Source organism: Pseudomonas sp. Z1-12 (assembly GCF_051132015.1).
Lineage (GTDB): Bacteria > Pseudomonadota > Gammaproteobacteria > Pseudomonadales > Pseudomonadaceae > Aquipseudomonas > Aquipseudomonas zanjanensis.
Genome location: NZ_CP071647.1, coordinates 3418323 through 3434396 on the forward strand (window position 1 = coordinate 3418323; position 16074 = coordinate 3434396).

A 16074-nucleotide genomic window follows, 5' to 3' on the forward strand; every position below is an offset into this window, starting at 1 on the left:
GAGACCCTTGCCATGCTTGACCAGACCTTCATCCAGCAAGCCGCCGCGCGCCTCGACCAGGCCGAACGCACCCGTGAGCAGGTGCGACAGTTTTCCCTCGACCACCCGGCCATCACCCTTGAGGACGCCTACGCCATCCAGCGCGCCTGGGTCGCGCAAAAGATCCAGGACGGGCGCAAGCTGGTCGGCCACAAGATCGGCCTGACCTCCCGGGCCATGCAGGTGTCGTCGAACATCACCGAGCCGGATTACGGCGCGCTGCTCGACGACATGTTTTTCGATGAAGGCACCGACATCCCGTTCGAGCGCTTCATCGTGCCACGGGTGGAAGTGGAGTTGGCGTTCATCCTCGGCAAGCCGTTGAAAGGCCCGAACGTAACGGTGTTCGACGTGCTCGACGCCACCGAATGGGTGATCCCGGCGCTGGAAATCATCGATGCGCGCATCCAGCAGGTCGACCCACAGACCAAGGCGACCCGCAAGGTCTTCGACACCATTTCCGACAACGCCGCCAATGCCGGGGTGGTCATGGGCGGTCGTGCCGTGCGCCCGACCGAGATCGACCTGCGCAAGGTGCCGGCGGTGCTCTACCGCAACGGCGTGATCGAAGAATCCGGCGTCTCGGCGGCGGTGCTCAATCACCCGGCCAAAGGCGTGGCCTGGCTGGCGAACAAGCTGGCGGCCTATGACGTCACCCTGCAACCGGGACAGATCATCCTCGGCGGTTCCTTCACCCGCCCCGTGGCCGCCAACCCCGGCGATACCTTCCATGTCGACTACGACATGCTCGGTTCCATCGCCTGCCGTTTCGTCTGATCGGAGACCGTCTCATGGACATGCCCATCAATACCTTCAAGCAACGCCTGCGCAGCGGCGAAGCACAGATCGGCCTCTGGCTGGGGTTGGCCGATGCCTACTGTGCGGAGCTGGCGGCCAATGCCGGCTTCGACTGGCTGCTGATCGACGGCGAACACGCGCCGAACGACTTGCGCACCTTGCTCGGCCAGCTCCAGGCCGTGGCACCCTACCCCAGCCAGCCGGTGATACGTCCGGTGGTCGGCGACACGGCGCTGATCAAGCAAGTGCTCGATATCGGCGTGCAAACCTTGCTGGTGCCGATGGTGGAAAGCGCCGACCAGGCGCGCGAATTGGTTCGGGCCATCCACTATCCGCCTCATGGTGTCCGTGGCGTCGGCAGCGCATTGGCCCGGGCATCACGTTGGAACAGCATCCCCGGCTACCTCGACAAGGCCGATGAACAGATGTGCCTGTTGGTGCAGATCGAGAGTCGCGAGGGCCTGGCCAACCTGGATGCCATTGCCGCAGTGGACGGTGTGGATGGGGTCTTTGTCGGCCCGGCGGACCTGAGCGCGTCCATGGGGTTTCGCGGCAACCCCGGTCACCCGGATGTGCAAGCGGCCATCGAAGACGCCATCGCCCGCATCCGCCAGGCCGGCAAGGCTGCCGGGATTCTCAGCGCCGATGAAAAACTGGCTCGGCGTTACCTCGAGCTAGGCGCGGCGTTTGTCGCGGTGGGCGTGGATACGACGGTGTTGATGCGGGGCTTGCAGACCCTGGCGGCGACGTTCAAGGACACACCAAAGCCGACGGTTGGCGGCGTGTACTGACACACAAACCTCTGTGGCGAGGGAGCTTGCTCCCGCTGGGCTGCGCAGCAGCCCCTGGATCAGCCGCCGCAGAGTTTCAGGCAATAGCGTTGGGGCCGCTTCGCGGCCCAGCGGGAGCAAGCTCCCTCGCCACAAAAGCTAGCGCCACTTGGCGGTCTCAGCGCCTGATCGCCTTCAGCTCATTGAGCAACCCCAGCAACGTCTGCAATTTTTCTTCCCCCAGTTTTTCCTGCAAGCGCTGATAGTTCGCTTCCATGCTCTGGCTCATCGAATCGAAGCTCGCCTGCCCTTGCGGCGCCAGGCGCACCAGCACCCGTCGCTGATCCTGTTCGGCCTTGCGCCGCACCACCATGCCCGCCGCTTCCATGCGCACCAATACGCCGGTCATGCTGGGCTTGAGGATGCAGGCCAGTTCGGCCAGGCGATTGATCTCCAGCTCGTCGTGCTGGCTAAGGATACGGATGACCCGCCATTGCTGCTCGGTCAAGCCGTGTTGGTTGAGGGAAGGCCGGAAAAACCCCATGGCCGCTTCGCGGGCCTGGAGCAGGGTCAGGGTCAAGGATTGGCGCGGCTGGGGCATGGAATAGGTTCGCGAGAAGATTTAGTTAATGAGTTAACTAAATCTTAACAGCTTCCAGCCGATGTCGAACTCATCCATTCACACTATCCAGATTGGATGATAGACCCCTGTGGCGAGGGAGCTTGCTCCCGCCGGGCTGCGCAGCAGCCCCTGGATCATGGCTGCACACATACCCCTGTGGGAGCGAGCTTGCTCGCGATAGCGGAGTGTCAGCTAACGATGATGTCGACTGGTCCACCGCCATCGCGAGCAAGCTCGCTCCCACGGGGCGCTCAGCGCTTCATCCCATTGAAGAAAGTCATCTCGCTCAAGCGCCCTTGATCACCCCTTTGAGCACTTGCTTGAAATGCTCGACCTGTTCCTCGCTGAACTGGCCGAACACCTTATCCTGCTGTTCCTTGGCAATCGCCCAGAGCCCCTCAGTCTCATCGATGCCCTTGACCGTCAGGCGTACCCGCTCGCCTTCGTCGCTCACCAGGCCCTTGCGCTTGAGGTTGGCCACGGCTTCTTCGATCTCGCGCACCGGCATTGCCACTTCCCGCTGCAGATCACACAGGTTCAGCCCGGCGTCGTTCTCCAGCACCATCAACATCCGCGCTTCGCTGGTGCGCAAGCCGGTGGACAACTGACGCGGCTGGTAGCTCGCCTGGTAGGCTCGCAGCGCCTGGGTCATCAGGTAATACAGGTTGTGGCTCAAGCGGCCTTGGAAATGACTGCTGGGGGACTGGCCCTCTTCCCGTTTGGTCATGCGCGTGTGAGGCAAGACCATCGAGTAGGCGCCCTGGTGGTAGAGCAACGGCGAACGCCCAAAATCATCAAAGGCCACGACCTTGCCGATCATGATCCAGTGATCGCCACCATCGACCTGCTGGAATTTTTCGCAGTGAAAACGCGCCGAGCAGTCCACAAACACCGGGGCACCGCCTTCGCCGGCCTCGAATTCGATTTCAGCGAAGCGATCATCCTTAGGTCGCGCGAAGTTGTTTGACAGGTCGATCTGGTCGGCGGCCAACACGTTCACCGCAAAATGACTGGCGGCCTCGAACACTTCGTGGCTGCTGGAGCGCTTATCGATGCTCCACAGGATCAGCGGCGGATCCAGGGACACCGAGTTGAAGCTGTTGGCCGTCACCCCGACCTTGCGGCCATCTTCAGTGGCGGCGGTGACTACGGTCACGCCGGTGGCAAAGTTACCCAGGGCCCGGCGGAACGCGCGGGTGTCGAAAGCGGTATCACAAAGACTGGACATGCAAGACTCCCGGCCGCCTCAAGGGACGGCCTCGATTATTGTTCTAGGGACACGCGGTCAAACCATGGAAGGATCGGGATCGAGCCCCATCAGCTCACGACCGAGGATCTGCGCGCAGACGTCATAGTCGGTATAGGCATGGGCCCCGGTCAGGTGGGCGTCGCGGAACAGCCGTTGCAACTCGTTGCTCTCGAACCAGGCGCCGCCGCCGGCCGCCTCCATCAAGCGGTCGACGGCCTGAATGCACATCTTGGTGGCGTAACCCTGGTTGGTCCGCCAGAACGCCAGGGTTTCCCGGCTGGGGTACTCGTGGCGCTCGCCATGTTCGGCGTGCTCCTGCCAGGTTTTTTCCAGGAAAGCACGGGCCGCCGCCACCTGATGGGTAGACTCGGCCAGGCGCATCAACGCCGGGGTAGCAGCACCGACGGCCGCGCCCGTGTAGGCCCGCACGCGGGTGCGGGTTTTCTCGCGAAAGACTTCCAGCATGCGCTCGGCCACACCCAGGCTGACCGTGGAGAAACCACTGGCGAAGTACGGCCGGTACGGCGAGTAGAAAATCTTGCTGTCCGGGTACAGGCCGAATCCACTGGACTTGCCTTCCATCATATCCTTGGCTTTCTGGATCCGGTGTTCCGGTACAAAAGCGTTGTCGATGATCAAGGTCTTGCTGCCACTGCCGCGCATGCCCACCGCGAACCAGTCGTCGCGAATGTCATAGTCGCTGCGCGGCAGCACCGCAAAGCAATAGTCCTGGGTGCCTTCGGCGTTTTTGCGGCGGAACCCCACGATCGCCCATTCGGCATGATCGCAGCCGCTGCTCCAGCCCATTTCACCGCTGAACATCACACCGCCGTCGGCTTCTTCGGTGCGGCCAAACGGTGCGATGCTGCTGCTGGCGGTGGCATCCGGGTCATCACCCCAGATTTCCTCCTGGGTCTTGGCCGGGAACATTGCCAACTGATGGCTGTGGGTGCACAACAGGCTCATGGCCCAGGCCGTGCTGGCACAGGCACCGGCCAACAGCGCGATGCAATCGGCGAACTGCGGCAGGGAAATCTCCAGGCCACCGTAGGGTTTGGGCTGGAAGGCCCGGTGCATGCCGATGCTCTTGAGCAAGGCGATATTTTCGGCGGGCACGCTACGGTCTTTCTCCGCTTGGAAGGCGTTGGCGGCAATGGCCGGCAGGAGAGGCTTGAGGTCTTCGAGCAGCGGGTTTGGCTTTTTCATGGACGGGCTCTTTTATTATTGGCGTCTGCCGTTCCCGCCTTTGCCCGGCAACCCGGGGCGCACAAACAGCGGGATCAGTGATTAAGGCCGGTCCAGTATGGGCAATCGCGGGCGGGTGAAAAATGCACCTTCCAGATCCAAGATTGTACTTTTCATGGGGCAGGTTTCGGCCTCCGTGGCGCCCTCGGTCAAATCCCCCGGCACGGATGATCAAGACAAGCGCCCTGCCAAGGCTCTTAATAGGGCCATCCCTTGTCAAGCCTTGCGTAGGCGTGGCAACGGCGTTTTCTTTCACTTTGTCAGGTTGCGTCATGATCACTATCGAAACGCCCACCTATTACACGGCCACCAAGAAATACAACCTCAGCTTCCCCACGTTGGAACAGGACGTGGACGCCGATGTCGTGATCATTGGCGGTGGTTTCTCCGGCATCAATACCGCGCTGGAACTCGCTGAAAAAGGCATTACCAACATCGTGGTGCTGGAGGCGCGTTACCTTGGATTCGGCGGCACCGGGCGCAACGGCGGGCAGATCATGGCCGGCATCGGCCATGACCTGGAAAAGATCAAGAAGGACGTGGGTGAAGACGGCCTGCGCCAAGTCTTCGAGATCAGCGACCTGGGTGCCGACATCATCAAGGACCGCATCGCCAAGTACGCCATCGATGCCGATTTCTGCCACGGTTACGGCTACATGGGTTTCAACGCCCGCCAGGAAAAAACCCTGCGGGCCTGGGAAAAAGATTTCAAGTCGATCAACAGCAAGCACGAGATCCGCTTCCTCGGCGGCTCCGACGTGCAACAGATCATCGGCTCCAAAGCCTACGGCAGCGCCTTGCTGCACATGGGCGGCGGACACGTGCACTCGCTGAACCTGTTGCTGGGTGAAGCCAAGGCGGTGGTCAGCCACGGCGTGCGGATTTTCGAGAACAGCCCGGCCCTGGAGGTCAGCTATGGCGAGCGCATCACCGTGCGCACCGGGCGCGGCTCGGTCAGGGCCAGCAAGCTGCTTTGGGCCTGCGACAGTTTCCTCAACAAACTGGAACCGGAACTGCACCGCTCGACCATCAACACCTACGCCTTCCAGATGATGACCGAGCCGTTGTCGGACGAACTGATCCAGCGCATCAGCCCGATTCGCGGGGCCTACAGCGACATTCGCCCGGTGATCGACTATTACCGCGTCACCAACGAAAACCGCCTGCTGTTCGGTGCCGCGACGCCGCTGGTGGAACACATCCCCCAGGACCTCAAGGCCTGGAACCGGCGCCTGATGCTGAAGATCTTCCCGTACCTCAAGGACGTGAAGATCGACCTGGCGTGGGGTGGCCCGATGGCCTGCAGCCCGAACCTGTTCCCGCAGATCGGCACCCTGCCCGGGCGCAGCAACGCGTTTTTTGTCCAGGGCTACTCAGGCTTTGGCGTCACGCCGAGCCACATCATCTGCAAGGTGCTGGCCGAAGGCATGAGCGAAGGCTCGGCGCGCTACGACCTGGTCAGCTCGATCCACCGCCCGACCATTATTGGCAAAGACGCCATTCGCCCATTGTTGCTGACGGCCGGCAAGTCCTGGCATCAGCTTTCGGGCTACTGGAACGGCCGGCGCTGAAGGCCACGATGCCAGTCAGCCATGGGAAACCTTGTGGGAGCGAGCTTGCTCGCGAAGACGGTGCAACAGTCGACATCAATGCAGGCTGGCCCACCGGTATCGCGAGCAAGCTCGCTCCCACAGGGTCCGGGGTTTGACTGACTGGTATTGGGACACATCCACCTCTATTTTTTCAATCATCAGGAGTCACTGCCATGCCCCTTACCACCCTCGAAAAAGACATCCAGCTGTCCGACCTGGACGCCTGGGGCACCGTCGCCGATCTCGGCTCGCAGATTCTCGAAGGCGAGGTCAAGGCCTTCGGCAAGATGACCTTCGGCGCCCCCACCGACCCGGTCAGCAGCGCCTACTTCGGCACCACCCAAGGCAAGTTCCGGATGGTCTACCCGTTCGCCGAACAAGCCACCGTGGTCACTGGTGAAGTGGTCCTCACCGACGAGGCCACCGGCCAGAGCACCCGCTACAAGGCCGGCGACAGCTGGTTCGTGACCAAGGGCACGCCGGTGCTGTGGGAAGTGGTCAGCGAAAGTTTCGTCAAGCACTACTTCGCGGTAGCCTGACCGGACAGGGCTGCCGGCCCCACCGGCAGCCCCCTTGCGAAGGTAGCGACCATGAACGTCATCCCGACCCAGGACATCGCCGGCCAGTGCCTGCACGCCTTCACCCAACTGGTCCCGGTCAGCCGGGCGGCGTTCTACTGCGTGGATCGACACCTGCAGGTCCATGACTTCAGCCTCCATGGGATGAGCGGCGAGATGCACCGCGACTACCTGGACAACTACCGCCAGTTCGACCCGCTGCACCCGCGCCGCTGTGCGCCCAGCGAACTGGCCGTGGTGCCGTTGGGCCTGGCGATGGCCCGCCAACCGCTGCGTGACAACCATCGTTATCGCGACTTCCTGCAACGCTACGGTGTGGTCGACGTGGTGGAAGTCTTCGCCCATCGCGACGGTCAGCCGCAAGCGGCTATTTCGTTGCTGCGCACCGCCGAGCAAGGCGTCTTCACCCCTCAGCAGTTGAGCCAACTCAGCGCGTTGCAGGCCTTGCTGCAACTGGCCGTGGCCCATTTGCCGGCCCATGAGGACGCGCTGGCCGACCTGACACCCAAGGAGCGCCAGATCGCCTGGCTGCTGCGCCAAGGCGTCAGCAACAAACAATTGGCCCGGGAACTGGAAGTGGGTTTGCCGACCATCAAGACTCACCTGATCCACCTGTTCCGCAAAGTCGGCGTGAGCAGCCGCACCGAGTTGGTCAGCGCGCTGTTCCTCTGATCAACCATTCGGTTGATAGGCCGCCGTTGCCCGGCGCCTCATGATCCGAGTGGTCAATTCAACCACCGGAGCCTTGCAATGAGCACATCTTCAGACTGGATCACCGTCGGCGCCCTGGCCGATGGCTTTGCCCCCGAAGCCTTCATCCTGCCCAACCTGGCCGACCTGGACGGCAAGACCTTCACCCTGCATTTCGCCAATGGCTGGCAGATCGAGCATCGCTTCGAGCAGGACACCCTGACCTGGAACGCCGCCGATGGGCACTCCAGCGGTACCGCGTCCTACCGGGCCACTTCGGTGCGCCCGGGCCTGTACCTGGTGGACTTCATCAAGCGCGAAGGCGAGCTGACGTCGTCGATAAGCCTGGTGCTCGATACCGCCAACGCCGCGTTCACCGCCGTGATCGGCCGCATGCCGAGCCAGGAACAGACCCGCGAAGGCCTCTACCACCGCGCGTTGGCCGGCAAGCCACTGACCTCGGTTCAAGCGCAGTTCCTCCACGGCAGCCTCGACCGTCCCTGGCAGCCTGGCCTGTGCCCGCACGCGCCGACCACCGAACTGGTGGGGCTGCGCAACCTGTATCGCTACAGTCCGAGCGAAGTCTACGAACACATTTACCTCAACGACCAGTTCTACTCCTGGCAGTGCCTGAAGGGCGTTGAACAAGGCCTGTGCGACACCGATCGCTGCGACACCTACAAGATCGCCGACCAGTTGTTCCTCTTCGTCTGGCGGGAAAAGATCATCCCGACCCTGGGCCTGGTACTGATCGACCTGCAACAGCACCGCAGCGACGGCAAGATCTTCGGTTACGCCGGCGCGGCGTTCGATGAGTTTTCCAATTTCCCGGTCAGTTCCTACTGCCAAGTGCTCAATCAGACGGAGTATCCCGATGCCTGACTCACGCACCGTGGTGATCACCGGTGCCGGCACCGGCATCGGTGCCGCTTGTGCCCGGCTGTATGCCGGCGAAGGCGCCAACCTGGTGCTGATCGGCCGCCGCCGCGAGCCCCTGGAAGCACTCGCCGAGGACATCGGTGGCTTGGTGTTGGTGGGCGATGCGGCCTGCCCGAGCACCTGGGACGGCTTCATCGAGCAGATTCATGCGCGTTACGGCCGACTCGACGTATTGCTGGCCTGTGCCGGCGGCTTGGGCATGAGCAGCGCCACCGAGACTCAGCCATCGGCTTGGGAAGCCGCCCTGCGCAGCAATCTCGACAGCGCTTTCTACAGCGCCCGGGCGTGCCTGCCTCTGTTGCAGGAAAGTGCCGGCAACATCGTGCTGATCGCCTCCATCGCGTCATTGGCGGCAGGCCCCCACGTGTGCGGCTACACCACCGCCAAGCATGCGTTGCTCGGCCTCAACCGCTCTCTGGCAAGGGATTACGGGCCTCACGGCGTACGGGTCAATGCGGTCTGCCCAGGCTGGGTGCGCACGCCCATGGCCGATGAAGAAATGCAGGCATTGATGCAGTTCCATGGCGAAACGTTGCAGCAGGCCTACGACCGGGTCTGCGCCGACGTGCCGCTGCGCAGGCCGGCCAGCGCGGAGGAAATCGCCAACGTCTGCCGTTTCCTGGCCTCGCCTGATGCGTCGATCATCACCGGGGCGACGCTGGTGGCCGATGGTGGTTCCAGCATCGTCGACGTGCCGACCCTGGCCTTCAGCCGGATGGAGGCCCGCGATGCCTGACGATCTGGATTTCAGCGGCCAGACCGTACTGGTCACGGGCGGCGCACAAGGTATTGGCCGGGCCATCGTTGAAGCGTTTGCCCTGCGCGGCGCTCGCGTGGTGATTGCCGACCTGGGCCTGGCCCGGGCCGAAGCGGTGGCCGGCGAATTGACCGCCGTGGGCTGTCAGGTGCAAGCGGTGGCGGTTGACCTGGCCGACGCGACGGCGATCTTCGACATGATGATCGCGCTGGAACAACGCTTGGGGCGGCTGGATACCTTGGTGCACAACGCCGGGTATTTCCCGTTGACGCCGTTCGCCGAGATCACCCCGGCGATACTGGAACGAACCCTGGCGGTGAACCTTTCGGCGCTGTTCTGGCTGACCCAGGCCGCATTGCCGATGTTCCGGCGCCAGGGCCAAGGCTGCGTGCTGGTGACCTCCTCGGTCACCGGCCCGCGGGTGGCGTATCCGGGGCTCAGCCACTACGCGGCGTCCAAGGCCGGGGTCAATGGTTTCATTCGCAACGCCGCGCTGGAACTGGCGGCCGAGAATGTCCGCGTCAACGGGGTCGAACCGGGCATGATCGCCACACCGGCCATGGCCAACCTGGGCGACGACGAGGTCAACCAGGACATCGCCCGCCGGGTGCCGCTGGGTCGTTTGGGCCGACCGAGCGACATCGCCGGGGCCATGTTGTACCTGGCGTCGAGCCTGGCTGGCTATGTGACTGGGCAGACGTTGGTGGTGGATGGGGGTTCGACTTTGCCGGAGGTTTGAACCTATGTGGGGGTGAGTCAGCTTGCGGTGAGGGTGGATGTACCACCGTCATCGCGAGCAAGCTCGCTCCCACCGTTTTTTCCGAGTTGTTCACAGTATCGGCGACCACCACCGATCCCCTGTGGGAGCGAGCTTGCTCGCGATAGCGATCGTCAAGCCAGCGACGCCTCCCTCAAGCCACCCCCTGCCCCACCTGCAAACGACTGGAACGAAACGCCTTGGGCGACTGCTCGAACTGCTTCTTGAACGAACGGCTGAAATGCGCCGAATCGGTGAAGCCCCACTTGTAGGCAATCGAGGTAATGGACTCGTCCCGCAGGAACGGGTTGATCAGGTCATCGGCGCTGCGCTTGAGCCGGGCTCGCTGGATGTAGCGACACACGCTGTCATCCTGTTCTTCGAACAAACGATACAGATGCCGCACCGAAATATTCAGCCGATTGGCCAGGCCCACGGGGCTGAGGCCTGGTTGGGTAAGTGATTCGTCGATGACCTTCTGCACATAGCTGCGCAAATGGCTGCCCTGCAACGCCACCCCTTCGTCACGGCCATCGCTACCCTGTTCCAGGGCCGAGCCCAACAGCGAAACGAAGGCACTGTGCAAGGCTTCACCCTCGCCCGCCGCACCCTCGCCGTCCGGTGTGTCCTTGCACAGTTGGTCCATCAATACATGCAGCATCCGCCCACACGCCTTGCTGGACGAAACCTTGCCGAAGGTCTTGGTTTCCCCGCCCAGTTGCCGCGACACGTCCTGGCGAGACAAGGACAGCACTGCGTGCTCAATCAGGCCGAACGGGGTGATCTCAAGCGCGCCTGCCGAATCCATCAACAACAATTCACCGGGCGCCAACTGGATGCTCCGGCCGTTCTGGGTAATGCGGCAGTAGCCGCTGCGCTGGCTGACCAGGAGGCAATCCTGGTCATCATCATGATCGGCGTTGGGGGAGTGACGCTTGATGTTACCGGCGTTGGTCCGCAGGTTCGCGAGGGCAAGGCCTCCCCGATGAAAATTCGACACTTCACCAATGAACAGCGCGCGATTGAAGGCCAGCTCGGTATCGAAGTGGCCGCAAGTCGCCCGCAGATCCCGGTTCCAGGTGTCCAGACCGTCCTGCCCAACCTGTTGCATGCTCATGGCATTCTCCGCAGTGGCTTTTTGTTTTTGTGCGGCAATAGTTAACATGTTATCTATATGCGCGCAACAAGTACCTGATCGCCAGAGCAGTAGCAGGAATAATGCCAGGACAGCACAACAGAATCAGAGCGTTGCCAATACCCGCTGCAGGCCGCTCAAGGTCGCCAGCAGGACGCCGCGCTGCTCGCGGCTCAACGGGATATAACGACGAAAGGCCGGCATGCGATTGACCACTTCGCTACCGCCCATGTGTTCCAGGCGCACGCACCACTGGCGGCCCTGCAGATCAATGCGCAGCCGCTTGAAATCCAGCGGCATGAGGGCCTGATACAACACGCAGTCCTTCTCCACGGCCGCCTGCACCCTGGCCGCCAGGTCACTGCGCCCGTCCCGCTGCCGGCAACGAATGCCACTGCGCCGGACAGCCCCGCCGTGGTGCAATTCCAGGCGCGCCGTGCCCTCTCGGGAAGCAGGCACGCGTAGCACGAATTCGGTCATCACCAGGTGCATCAACAACTGCGATTCGGTGCGCTCGACAATTTCCAACTGCAAGCGGCCGTCGTCGGTGACTGCCGTGGCCACGGTCGGGCCTGTGACCTCGAATCGCGCCAATGCGAGGTTGCGCCGCACATGTTCCAAGGTCACCCCGGGCCGATACCCGGCCGGGGCGCGCTGGGCGCTGAATACCTCAGACAGCTTTTGCAGCAGGTTCGACAAACTCGCCCGCAGGTTGCCCTGGCTCATGGGAAAACTCCTTGGCCAGTACGTCTTCCACCAACGCTGGCTTGAATGGATTGACCTTCTGCACCACCAGGGTCCAGAACAAGGCGTACGCCGCGGTGCCGCCGAGCATCACCGCGAAGGGCACGTAGATGTCCGCCGGATTCATGCCGGGCGGTGTGATGAACCACATGCCCAGCAGAATGCCGACACTGGACAGGATCTGCGGCAACGGGAACCACGGTGAGCGATAGGCCCGCGGCAGATCGGGGCGACGAATCCGCAGGCTGACCACCGACACGGTCACCAACAGGTAGGCAAAACTCCAGGCGCACACCGCCGCCAACACCAGGTGCATGATGTTGTCGGGATTGCCGCCCAGCCACCACGCATGCAGGCAAGGAATCAGCATCGCCACCAGGATGCACAGCAACGGCGTCTTGAAGCGAGGATGCAAATAAGTGAAGACCTTCGGTAATGCGCCGTCCACCGCCATGCCGTAGAGAATCCGTGGCACGCCGGCCATCAGGGTGTTGATGGTCGCCGCACCGGCGAACAGAAAGCCGATGCCCAGCCACATCGGGCCGATATCGCCCATGACCTGTTCGGCAAACCGCGGAATCGCCATGGGGGTGTCCAGCAGATGCACGCCGCTGGAGGCATCGAGCAGCACGTTTTCCACCTGGCGCTTCATCGCCGCACCGTAGATGAACATGCAGGTGGCCACGCTGAACAAACCCAGCATCATGGCCCGGGGCATGGTCCGGGCGGAATTGCGCAGGTCCGGCGCCAGTGGCGTGACGAATTCGCAGCCGACGAACATGAACATGGCCATGCCCACCAACGACAACACCGTGACCAGATCGGTGCCCACCACGGAGGCGCCGAACCAGTCCTCCAGCTCCACCGCCGGCGCGGCGATCAGGCCCAACACGCCGAACACCATCAGGGTGGTCCACATGCCGAATGTCAGGATGATCTCCGCCCGGCCAAAGGCGCTGACGCCGAACGCGTTGAGCACGCCAAACACCACCACGAAGCCCACGCCCAGCAACCAGGAACCGCCCGCCGATTCGGCCAGGGTATTGAGGTGCTCGAAGTTCACCAGGGCCATGACCCCGGCCAGGATGGTCTCGGCGGTGCCGGCGAACACATGGACAATCAGATAGGCCGACAAGGTGCCGGTAATCGCGAAGAAACGGCCCATGCCACAGTTGATGTAGTCATAGACCGAGCCGGTGGTGGGAAGAATCGACGCGGCCTCGGCGAACGTCGTCGCCTGGGCCAGCATCATCACCACGGCGATCAGCATCGCCATGGCAAAGGCGCTGCCGCCGATGCCAAAGCCCATGGTCGCGGTGAGAATCACGGGGCTTGCCATGATCAGGCCAATGGTGCTGGCCAACGCGGTGGGAAAACCCACCGAACCCCGGTTCAAGTGCTCGGTGAGCCTGTCATTGATCGACATGGTGCAAGGTCCTCGAAAGCGCATTTTTAGTATGGATGCCACAGCCGTCCAGGACCCGGCGATCATGCCTTCCCCAACCGGTCCCTGATCGAAACGGCGTTGCGTGCAGCCTTACTCTGCGCCGCCCCGCCCCAGGCGTCTTGCCCATGTCTGCCGGTGGTTTTGTTGCTGCCTGCCAACACCGCCACGCTGGCGGCCTGGGTCAACTCCTTGGCAGGCAGGTGAAAGACTTCCCCGGGTGCCGCTCCCTTTAATGCGCGCTCTGCTGTCCTATCACACCGGGGAATCCACCATGGAGCACACACGCCGTACACCTTTGCTGCGCAACGCCATCGGTTTGGGCATCGCCCTGCTGGTCGCCGACTCATCGGCCCAGGCCTATGAGTTTTACGCCGACGAAGACACCACCGTCACCGGCAACTTCCTGGCGGTCTACGGGCTGTTCAACAGCCGCAAGAACTATGACGGCACCACCGGTGGTTCGAGCTGGCGCGAAGGCTTCATCAAGTATGGCCTGAGTATCGACCAGACACTCGGCGGCCTGGGCAGTGTCTACGGGACGGCCAACCTGGTCAGCTCCGGTACCTGGGGCGATGGCGATGCGGCCGGCCTGAGCGATGGCTCCGAACGCACCACCCAGTTCGACGAAGCCTTTGCCGGCTGGCGCTCGGGGGACTTGTTCCCGGCATTGGGCAAGGACGGTGTCGACCTGTCCTACGGCCGCCAAGTGATTACCCTCGGCGACGGTTTCATCATCAACGACGACGGCCTGAACCTGGGCAAAGGCGTGGCCGATGGCGAACTCAACCGCGGCGGCGCCTATTACCTGGCGGCCCGGCATGCCTTCGACGAAACCGCCGTCGTGCGCCTGGGCGGCAAGGACGGCGTGCATGGCAGCCTGATGTGGATCAAGTCCGACAACCGCGCCCAGGCCAACACCGAAATGGCCGCCGGCACCCTGGAGTACACCGCCGCACCAGGCACCCTGGGATTGACTTATATCCATGGCCTCGATGTCGACGACCGCTACGCCAGTGACTTCCAGAAGCAGCGCGACGGCATGGACATCTACAGCCTGCGTGGCGCCGGCAATGCCGGCATCGAAAATGCCCATTTCTCCTTCGAGTATGCCTGGCAGGACAAGGACGCGGGCCCGGAGAAGGCCTGGTACGCCGAAGCCGGCTACACCTTCGCCGACCTGCCCTGGACGCCGGACCTGACCTATCGCTACAGCCGCTATTCCAAGGATTGGGACTCGATGTTCAACGGCCAGAACCGTGGCTACGGCACTTGGTTCCAGGGTGAAGTGGCGGGCAACTACGCCGGGCCATTCAACAGCAACACCGCCATCCAGCATGTCGGCCTCAAGCTCAAGCCGGCGGAAAACGTGACCCTTGGCGCGCTGTTCTTCGACTACCAGACCCTGCACAGCCGCCAAGCGCTGAACCTGGATGCCCGGGAGCTGGACCTGTACGTGGAATGGGCGGTGAATGAACACCTGATCGTCACGCCGCTGGTGGGTTTGTACAAGCCTGAGAAGGATGCGGACAGCGGTGGCAATCAGGTGGGCGGCAATGGCACTAACGTCTACAGCCAGTTGGTGGTAGCGGTTCCGTTCTAGACGACCGACCGTAGGAGCTGCCGAAGGCTGCGATCTTTTGATCTTTTGATCTTTCGCTTGAGATTCAAGTGTCTGGGGAAAGATCGCAGCCTCGTTGCTCTCGTCAGCTCCTACTGCAACATGGTCTGGATCTGGTGGGTCGCCTGCCGGGTGCTTTGCGCCAGCTTGCGCACCTCATCGGCCACCACCGAGAAACCGCGCCCGACATCTCCGGCCCTGGCCGCCTCGATCGCGGCGTTCAAGGCGAGCAGATTGGTCTGGTCGGCAATACCCTTGATCACCCCCACCACCGTGGCAATCTGGGCGTAGGTCACCTGGTTCTGTTCCAGCATGCGCTGGTGGGTGGACTGGGCCGAGCGCTCATCGCTGATATCACGCACCGCACCGATGACCCGCACCAGTTGCCCATGGGGGTCACGTACCGCCCGACCGCGTTCGCGGCACCAGATGTAATCCCGGCTCTTGTGGCGCATGCGGTATTCGAAGACGTATTCGCCGCTGCCCTGGGAGCCGAGGATCTCGCGGTCGAAAATGGCCATGATCTTCGGCAGGTCGTCCGGGTGGGTGATGCCGACCTGGGCATCCCAGCCGTCGGGCAGGTCGCCAGGACCGTACCCCAGCAGCGCACGGAACTGACTGGAAAAACGCATGCCACTGGCCGGGTGCTGGAGATCGCCGTCGACCACGGTAATGTCCCAACAGCCTTCCGTCAGGGTCGACTGCAGCAGTTCCCAGATCTGCGCGTCCTGGCGATGTTGCTGTAGCTGCTGGTTGTATTCGCCCAAACGATGTTCAAGCACCTGCTCACGCTCGCGGGCTTGCTCCAGTTGCTGGCGAGCCAGGTGCAACTCATGCTCGCTTTGCTGCCAGTGCAAGGTTTGCGCTTGCACTTGCGCCTCGGCCTGGTGCAACCGCGCGGCGACGCTCGCCATTTGCCCCGCATACTGTCCAAGGACCGTCCGCAGTGGCGGATACGCGTCGAGCATCGGCGTGGTCTCCGTTTCGCCGGCCAGCACACGCTGCACCTGCGCAATCAACGCCAATTTCTGTTTGTTGGTCTGGAGAAACATCGCCCACCCCTTTGCCCATCAAGTCAAAACCGAATCTGATCG

General features: G+C 62.7%; 15 protein-coding genes and 2 pseudogenes. 9 read left to right on the plus strand and 8 right to left on the minus strand.

Features of this window, described 5'->3' with window-relative positions; all coding sequences use genetic code 11:
• Positions 1–12: 12 nt before the first annotated feature.
• On the plus strand, positions 13–816 hold the full coding sequence (gene hpaH, locus J3P85_RS14455) for a 2-oxo-hept-4-ene-1,7-dioate hydratase (RefSeq protein ID WP_434706298.1): 804 nt from the start codon (positions 13–15) through the stop codon (positions 814–816).
• Positions 817–830: 14 nt separating this feature from the next.
• Positions 831–1628 (plus strand): 4-hydroxy-2-oxoheptanedioate aldolase, encoded by a 798-nt coding sequence (gene hpaI / locus J3P85_RS14460; protein WP_434706299.1) that lies wholly within the window; start codon positions 831–833, stop codon positions 1626–1628.
• Positions 1629–1785: 157 nt separating this feature from the next.
• On the opposite strand, the gene hpaR is transcribed toward hpaI, so the two are convergent.
• The 3 genes from hpaR to J3P85_RS14475 all read right to left on the minus strand — a co-directional run bounded on the left by hpaR (position 1786) and on the right by J3P85_RS14475 (position 4684).
• On the minus strand, positions 1786–2208 hold the full coding sequence (hpaR, locus tag J3P85_RS14465) for a homoprotocatechuate degradation operon regulator HpaR (protein ID WP_053184362.1): 423 nt from the start codon (positions 2206–2208) through the stop codon (positions 1786–1788).
• A gap of 307 nt (positions 2209–2515) precedes the next feature.
• Positions 2516–3457 (minus strand): p-hydroxyphenylacetate 3-hydroxylase reductase component, encoded by a 942-nt coding sequence (locus tag J3P85_RS14470; protein ID WP_411384567.1) that lies wholly within the window; start codon positions 3455–3457, stop codon positions 2516–2518.
• Between the two features lie 57 nt (positions 3458–3514).
• The gene (locus tag J3P85_RS14475) at positions 3515–4684 is read right to left on the minus strand and encodes a p-hydroxyphenylacetate 3-hydroxylase oxygenase component (protein ID WP_434706300.1); all 1170 of its coding nucleotides are present in this window, start codon (positions 4682–4684) and stop codon (positions 3515–3517) included.
• A gap of 311 nt (positions 4685–4995) precedes the next feature.
• Here J3P85_RS14475 and J3P85_RS14480 point away from each other — a divergent pair, with 311 nt between their 5' ends.
• The 6 genes from J3P85_RS14480 to J3P85_RS14505 all read left to right on the plus strand — a co-directional run bounded on the left by J3P85_RS14480 (position 4996) and on the right by J3P85_RS14505 (position 10018).
• Positions 4996–6294 (plus strand): NAD(P)/FAD-dependent oxidoreductase, encoded by a 1299-nt coding sequence (locus J3P85_RS14480; protein ID WP_186707406.1) that lies wholly within the window; start codon positions 4996–4998, stop codon positions 6292–6294.
• Between the two features lie 194 nt (positions 6295–6488).
• Positions 6489–6854, plus strand: coding sequence for a cupin domain-containing protein (locus J3P85_RS14485; RefSeq protein WP_434706301.1), 366 nt, complete (start codon positions 6489–6491; stop codon positions 6852–6854).
• 51 nt (positions 6855–6905) lie between these two features.
• Entirely contained in the window at positions 6906–7565 is a 660-nt protein-coding gene (locus J3P85_RS14490) for a helix-turn-helix transcriptional regulator (protein ID WP_434702085.1), read from the plus strand.
• Between the two features lie 78 nt (positions 7566–7643).
• The gene (locus tag J3P85_RS14495; RefSeq protein ID WP_434702086.1) at positions 7644–8465 is read left to right on the plus strand and encodes a molybdenum cofactor biosynthesis F family protein; all 822 of its coding nucleotides are present in this window, start codon (positions 7644–7646) and stop codon (positions 8463–8465) included.
• Positions 8458–9258: an SDR family NAD(P)-dependent oxidoreductase gene (locus J3P85_RS14500; RefSeq protein WP_434702088.1), complete on the plus strand. Its 801-nt coding sequence runs from the start codon at positions 8458–8460 to the stop codon at positions 9256–9258. The genes J3P85_RS14495 and J3P85_RS14500 overlap by 8 nt, the downstream gene beginning before the upstream one ends.
• Positions 9251–10018 carry an SDR family oxidoreductase gene (locus J3P85_RS14505; protein WP_434702089.1) on the plus strand — a complete coding sequence of 256 codons (768 nt, stop codon included), beginning with the start codon at positions 9251–9253 and terminating at the stop codon, positions 10016–10018. The genes J3P85_RS14500 and J3P85_RS14505 overlap by 8 nt, the downstream gene beginning before the upstream one ends.
• Before the next feature lie 172 nt (positions 10019–10190).
• On the opposite strand, the gene feaR is transcribed toward J3P85_RS14505, so the two are convergent.
• From feaR to J3P85_RS14520, 3 genes are all read right to left on the minus strand, one after another.
• Entirely contained in the window at positions 10191–11153 is a 963-nt protein-coding gene (feaR, locus tag J3P85_RS14510) for a transcriptional regulator FeaR (RefSeq protein ID WP_186707401.1), read from the minus strand.
• A gap of 123 nt (positions 11154–11276) precedes the next feature.
• Positions 11277–11897 carry a DUF3156 family protein gene (locus J3P85_RS14515; protein ID WP_434702091.1) on the minus strand — a complete coding sequence of 207 codons (621 nt, stop codon included), beginning with the start codon at positions 11895–11897 and terminating at the stop codon, positions 11277–11279.
• On the minus strand, positions 11842–13341 hold the full coding sequence (locus J3P85_RS14520) for an APC family permease (protein ID WP_434702092.1): 1500 nt from the start codon (positions 13339–13341) through the stop codon (positions 11842–11844). The genes J3P85_RS14515 and J3P85_RS14520 overlap by 56 nt, the downstream gene beginning before the upstream one ends.
• 292 nt (positions 13342–13633) lie before the next feature.
• Here J3P85_RS14520 and J3P85_RS14525 point away from each other — a divergent pair, with 292 nt between their 5' ends.
• Positions 13634–14962, plus strand: coding sequence for an alginate export family protein (locus tag J3P85_RS14525; protein WP_434702094.1), 1329 nt, complete (start codon positions 13634–13636; stop codon positions 14960–14962).
• A 113-nt stretch (positions 14963–15075) separates the two neighbouring features.
• On the opposite strand, the pseudogene J3P85_RS14530 reads toward J3P85_RS14525, so the two are convergent.
• Together J3P85_RS14530 and J3P85_RS14535 are read right to left on the minus strand one after the other, a co-directional pair.
• A pseudogene (locus J3P85_RS14530) lies at positions 15076–15264 on the minus strand (methyl-accepting chemotaxis protein); the annotation flags it as partial.
• Positions 15265–15369: 105 nt separating this feature from the next.
• Positions 15370–16032: pseudogene (locus tag J3P85_RS14535) on the minus strand (PAS domain-containing protein); the annotation flags it as partial.
• Positions 16033–16074 lie beyond the last annotated feature (42 nt).

Excerpts from the sequence above, each read along its gene's own strand:
- hpaI (WP_434706299.1), top strand. The coding sequence starts at position 831 with ATGGACATGCCCATCAATACCTTCAAGCAACGCCTGCGCAGCGGCGAA.
- J3P85_RS14490 (WP_434702085.1), top strand. The coding sequence starts at position 6,906 with ATGAACGTCATCCCGACCCAGGACATCGCCGGCCAGTGCCTGCACGCC.
- J3P85_RS14480 (WP_186707406.1), top strand. The coding sequence starts at position 4,996 with ATGATCACTATCGAAACGCCCACCTATTACACGGCCACCAAGAAATAC.
- J3P85_RS14470 (WP_411384567.1), bottom strand. The coding sequence starts at position 3,457 with ATGTCCAGTCTTTGTGATACCGCTTTCGACACCCGCGCGTTCCGCCGG.
- J3P85_RS14515 (WP_434702091.1), bottom strand. The coding sequence starts at position 11,897 with ATGAGCCAGGGCAACCTGCGGGCGAGTTTGTCGAACCTGCTGCAAAAG.
- hpaH (WP_434706298.1), top strand. The coding sequence starts at position 13 with ATGCTTGACCAGACCTTCATCCAGCAAGCCGCCGCGCGCCTCGACCAG.
- J3P85_RS14475 (WP_434706300.1), bottom strand. The coding sequence starts at position 4,684 with ATGAAAAAGCCAAACCCGCTGCTCGAAGACCTCAAGCCTCTCCTGCCG.
- J3P85_RS14485 (WP_434706301.1), top strand. The coding sequence starts at position 6,489 with ATGCCCCTTACCACCCTCGAAAAAGACATCCAGCTGTCCGACCTGGAC.
- hpaR (WP_053184362.1), bottom strand. The coding sequence starts at position 2,208 with ATGCCCCAGCCGCGCCAATCCTTGACCCTGACCCTGCTCCAGGCCCGC.
- feaR (WP_186707401.1), bottom strand. The coding sequence starts at position 11,153 with ATGAGCATGCAACAGGTTGGGCAGGACGGTCTGGACACCTGGAACCGG.
- J3P85_RS14525 (WP_434702094.1), top strand. The coding sequence starts at position 13,634 with ATGGAGCACACACGCCGTACACCTTTGCTGCGCAACGCCATCGGTTTG.
- J3P85_RS14500 (WP_434702088.1), top strand. The coding sequence starts at position 8,458 with ATGCCTGACTCACGCACCGTGGTGATCACCGGTGCCGGCACCGGCATC.
- J3P85_RS14505 (WP_434702089.1), top strand. The coding sequence starts at position 9,251 with ATGCCTGACGATCTGGATTTCAGCGGCCAGACCGTACTGGTCACGGGC.
- J3P85_RS14495 (WP_434702086.1), top strand. The coding sequence starts at position 7,644 with ATGAGCACATCTTCAGACTGGATCACCGTCGGCGCCCTGGCCGATGGC.
- J3P85_RS14520 (WP_434702092.1), bottom strand. The coding sequence starts at position 13,341 with ATGTCGATCAATGACAGGCTCACCGAGCACTTGAACCGGGGTTCGGTG.